General features: G+C 57.5%; 4 protein-coding genes. 1 reads left to right on the forward strand and 3 read right to left on the reverse strand.

Annotation, left to right across the window (positions count from 1 at the left end):
• A partial coding sequence (gene lpdA / locus R6U41_RS13855) for a dihydrolipoyl dehydrogenase (protein ID WP_410270438.1) occupies window positions 1–1,236 on the forward strand: 1,236 nt, incomplete at its 5' end.
• Window positions 1,237–1,250: 14 nt separating this feature from the next.
• Here lpdA and R6U41_RS13860 read toward each other — a convergent pair.
• The 3 genes from R6U41_RS13860 to R6U41_RS13870 all read right to left on the reverse strand — a co-directional run.
• The gene (locus tag R6U41_RS13860) at window positions 1,251–2,672 is read right to left on the reverse strand and encodes an NADH-quinone oxidoreductase subunit N (RefSeq protein ID WP_410270439.1); all 1,422 of its coding nucleotides are present in this window, start codon (window positions 2,670–2,672) and stop codon (window positions 1,251–1,253) included.
• A complete protein-coding gene (locus tag R6U41_RS13865) occupies window positions 2,669–4,216 on the reverse strand; it encodes a NuoM family protein (RefSeq protein ID WP_410270440.1) in 1,548 nt (515 codons plus the stop codon). Before R6U41_RS13865 ends, R6U41_RS13860 begins: the two co-directional genes overlap by 4 nt.
• Window positions 4,217–4,230: 14 nt before the next feature.
• On the reverse strand, window positions 4,231–5,166 hold a 936-nt coding region (locus R6U41_RS13870), incomplete at its 5' end, for a proton-conducting transporter membrane subunit (RefSeq protein WP_410270441.1).

Raw genomic sequence — 5,166 nt, forward strand, 5'->3', positions numbered from 1 at the left:
GATTCCTCGGAACATGCGGCCCAGGCGGTCAATTCATTTAAAAACCACGGCATCCGCGTGGGCAAGCCGGAAATCGATCTAAAGACCATGATGGGCAGAAAAGACGAGGTTGTCCGGGCGCTTACCGACAACGTGGAAAACCTGCTCAAAGCCAACAACGTGGAGATTATCAAGGGCACGGCCGCACTCCAGGGCGAATCTGCGGTCAGGGTGGAAAAAAACGGCCAGGCACAGACAATCGCGGCGGAAAACATTTTGCTGGCCACCGGCAGCAGCCCGGCCGAGGTCAAGGGCCTTGCGTTTGACGGCCAGTTTATTGTCAACTCAACCGATGCGCTTGCCTTTGACAAGATCCCCAAAAGCCTTCTCATCGTGGGCGGCGGATATATCGGCCTGGAACTGGGCTCGGTCTGGTCGCGCCTGGGGTCAAAGGTGACTGTCGCGGAAATGACAGACCGGATTGCGGGCACGGCAGACAGCCAGTTGTCGCGCCGCCTGCTGCGGATCTTAAAGAGCCAGGGCATTGAATTCAAGCTCAAAACCCGGGTTACCGGCGCGGATGTGCGCAAAAAGACCGTAAAGGTGACACTGGACACAGACGGGGAAAAATCCGAGCAAGTTTGCGAAACCGTGCTGGTGGCCGTGGGCAGGCGACCGCTGTCTGAAGACCTGGGCCTGGAAGACGCAGGCGTTGAGACCGATTCCAATGGCTTTGTCAAGGTGGATGCCAATTTCCGCACCACTGTTGCCAATATTTATGCCGTGGGCGACCTGATTGGCCAGCCCATGCTGGCCCACAAGGCCTCGGCCGAAGGCCGGGCCGCAGTGGAAATCATGGCCGGAAAACCCGGCGAGGTCAACTATGACGCAGTGCCCATGGTCATCTATACCTTTCCCGAGGCCGCATCAGTGGGCAAGACAGAAGAGCAGTTAAAACAACAGGGAATTGACTACTGCACCGGCACCTTCCCGCTCACAGGCGCCGGCCGGGCCCGGTGCATGGGCGAAACCGAAGGCATGGTCAAGGTGCTTTCCCACAAAAAAACAGACCGGGTCCTGGGGGTGCACATCCTCTCTCCCCGGGCTTCGGACATGATCGCAGAAGCCGTGTTTGCCATCGAGTTCGGGGCGTCCTCGGAAGACATCGGCCGGATCATGCACGGCCATCCCACATTTGCCGAAGCCCTGCAGGAAGCCGCCCTGGTAACCCAGCAGTGCTCCATATACTCGGGATAGATATTTTCAGCCGCTCAGGGAAGCAGCCCTGCTGTCATGGCACCGGCCAGGGCCATCATGTATCGGGGATAAAGGCCGCCTGCCACCATGAAAACAATCATGGCAAGAGCCAGGAGCCTGAAGGGAAGGGATACAACAATGGCCCGGGGCTGTGACGCAGGTGCAATAAAATACGCGGCCTTAAGGACGCCGAGGTAATAGTAAAGCGATATCACCACATTAAACATTGCAATGATCACCAGCCACAGCAGACCCTGTTCCATGGCGGCCTTAAAAACAAGCAGCTTAGCCGTAAAACCGATGGTGGGCGGAATGCCGGCCAGGCCGAAAAGCGCCAGCAGCAGGGCCAGGGCCAGCACAGGCGCCCGTTGGTGCAGGCCGGCAAGGGCATCTGTTTTGATGTTTCTGCCGCCGTCTGCAGCCTTGACCACCACCATGAAACAGGTGAATTTCATCACCATAAGCGACAGTCCGTAAAATACCGCACCTGTATAGCCCATGGCGTTTGCACTCAATATCCCGATCATCACGTAGCCGGCATGGGCCACGCTGGAAAAGGCCAGAAGCCGCTTGATATCCTTCTGGGCCATGGCCGCGAGATTGCCCGCGGTCATGGAAGCAACAGAGAGGAAAATCAGCACCCAGGCCACCCGGTCGCCCTGCCCCCCGGTCAGGGCGATCATTCGCACCAAAATGGCAATGGCAGCCACCTTTGAGGCAGTGGCAATGTATGCCGACACCTGGTGGGGGGCGGCCTCGTAGGTGTCAGGCGCCCAGAAATGAAAGGGAAAAACCGCCAGCTTGAAAAAAAATCCGGACAAGGACAGAACAAAACCGGTAAAAACCACGGGCTCATTGATCCTGGCCGGCACCTGCCGCATGAGCTCGGCCATGTGGGCTGATCCAAACGCGCCGTAAACCAGGGCAAACCCGAAAAGCATCACGGCCGATGCTGCCGCGCCAAAAACAAAATACTGAAATGCCGGCTCCGCGCCTTTTGGGTATCCCCTGCGAAAATAAACCAGCACGTAAAGGCTGTAGGATGAAATCTCAAGGGAAATATAGATGGTCAGCAGATGCACGGAGCTTGCCAGCAGCATCATGGCAAGGGTAGACAGGCAAAGCAGCAGGTAGAATTCACTGTGCCGGTCCTTGTCCACTCCTGAAAGATCGGCGCAAAGACATACCGTAAGAAAGAACCCGGAATAGATAAGGGCCTTAAACACCTGGGAGTAAAGATCCACCTGATAGACTCCCTCAAAGATGAGGCCTTCAAAACCTGCAGTGCAGACCGTCAGCACAAGACCGGCCGCAGACAGCACCATGGCCGCGGCATAATCCCGGCCGGGACGGGCCCGGCCCAGGCAGAAAAAGAAAAACACGCCTGCTGCCGCCAGTGTATAGAGTTCGGGAATAAACAGGATCCAGTCCGTCATGGCCATACGCTCATCAATTCCGTGAAAAGGGTCTCAACGGTTTCCGGCCCGGCAAGCCCGACTGCCTGGCCCAGGGAATGGACCAGGGGAACCGAGGCGGTCTGGATCAAATCATACATGAGAAACGGCATCAGACCGAAGCCCACGATTGCCGCGGCAAGCACCGCCCGGGGCATGCCCATTGCAAAGCTCATGTCCTTTAGATGCGCCCAGCGGTCATTCAGGGGCCCAAAGCAGGTATTGCGGACAACCCGGAGCATGAACAGGGCGTTTACCACCAAAACACCCACGGATATCATTGCCAGTGCCGGGTAAACCCGGAACGCGGCGATAAAAACCAGCAGTTCGGCCCAGAAGCTGGCCAGGCAGGGCACACCGATGCCGGCAAGCGCGGCAATAACAAAATAGCTGCTGGCCGCGGGCATCACAGCCGACAATCCGCCGAGTTCGCCGATTTCCCGGGTGTGGGTGCGGTCATAGATATGCCCCACAGCCGAGAAAAAAAGGGCGGTCATGACCCCGTGGGCAAACATCTGAAACACGGCCCCGTTCACCCCGTCCACTGTCATGGTGGCAAACCCGAGGCCCACGATTCCCATGTGGGAAACACTGGAATAGCCGATCACAAACTTGAGATCCGTCTGGCGAAGGCCCACCATGACCCCGTAGACAATCCCGATGACCGCCAGAACCGCCATCGTCGGCGACCAGTACATCCAGCCCTCCGGGCACAGAAACATGCCCACCCGCAGGATGCCGAAAGCCCCGATTTTCATGAGCACGCCGGCATGCAGCATGCTCACCGCCGTGGGGGCGGCCACGTGACCCGTGGGCGACCAGGAGTGAAACGGCCATACCCCGGCCAGAATCCCGAATCCGATATAAAAGAGCAAAAAGGCGGTTTTCTGCTCAAAACCGGAAAAAGACGCATTTTCCACCAAGGCGGGAATGGAGAATGTCTCCAGGCCGGATACGGCTGCCAGATAAATGATGCCCGGCAGAATCAGGGCGCTTCCGAACAAAAGATACAGGGTCAGCTTCATGGCCCCGTACTCCCGGGCGCTGCTGCCCCAGATCACAATGAGCAGGTACATGGGAAGAAGCGAGACATCAAACCACACAAAAATAAAAAACAGGTCAAGGGCCATGAACATGCCGTAAACGCCGATGACCAGGAGGATAAACAGGGCGAAGAATTCCTTTACCCGAAAGTCGAGCTCCCACATGGAAACAACCCCGGTAAAAAACACAATCCCCGTGAGCAGAAGCATGGGCGCGGCAAATCCGTCTATGCCGTTTAAATAGGAAATGCCCATGGAGGGGATCCAGTCCAGGCGCTCCACGAACTGCATGCCCCCGGTCGCCCGGTCATATGCGGCAAACAAAAAAACCGACAGGGCCAGGGTTGCAGCCGAACACGCCGCACTCACCCATTTGACCGCCGCATTGCTGTTTTTGGGCAGCACCAGCACCAGGGCCAGCCCGCATGCGCATATCAGCAGGATCGTGCTCAAAAACGGAAATTGTGCGGCATGCATCTGCATGTTGACCATTTCCTTTAAACAACCAGCAAAATGAGTGTCAATCCGAACATAACGGCAAACGCCACCATCAGCTTCGGCTGGATCATGGCCCGGTGCCATCCCGCAGCCATGCGTCCGCAGAAAACAATCCAGCCGGTGATCATGGCCAGCGCCCCTTCGATCACCCGATTTTCAGCCCGCCGGCACCCCTCTGCAATGCCGCGGTCCAGGACCCTGTCGGTTATCCAGGCGTAAACATGATCCAGGTACCAGCGATTGGCAAAAAGGCGGCCCACGGGCCCGATTTTCTCAGCAAACCCCACCTGATCCGAGGTGCTGCGGCCAAACTCCAGCCACGCAGCAAAAATGCCGGCAATGGCCAGAACCGGAGAGGCGATATGGGCAAAAAAAGCCGGGTGACCGTCCTTGGCATGTCCGCTGTTCATACTGATAAAATCCTGAAAGCCTTGTGCAAAAAACCCCGCCACCAGGGTAATCACGGCCAGGATGACCAACACCGCATACATGGCCGCATTGGCGGAAACAGACCCGTGGCCGTGGCTGTTGGCGCCGGCGGCTTGGGTGCGGGGAAACAGGATGATAAAAATCAGGCGGAACGTATAATATGCGGTCAGAAATACACCGGCAAGCCCGCAAAACAGCCATACGGGATTGTCTGCGGCCGCCAGTGCCCCCATGACCGCCTCTTTGCTGAAAAAACCGGAAAAGGGCCAGATTCCGGAAAGCGCCAGGGCGCCGGCCGTCATGCAGACCATGGCCGTTTTCATGCGGCGTGCCCCGGCCCGGCCAATGGCGAACATATCGTTTGTATCATGGGCATGGATCAAAACCCCGGCGCACAAAAACAACAGCGCCTTGAACCCGGCATGGGTGGTGAGGTGAAATATCCCGGCCGCATAACCGCCCGCGCCAAGGGCCATGATCATGAAACCGAGCTGGCTGATGGTGGA

The sequence above is a fragment of the Desulfosalsimonas sp. genome (assembly GCF_046483245.1).
In the GTDB taxonomy this organism is placed as follows: Bacteria; Desulfobacterota; Desulfobacteria; order Desulfobacterales; family Desulfosalsimonadaceae; genus Desulfosalsimonas.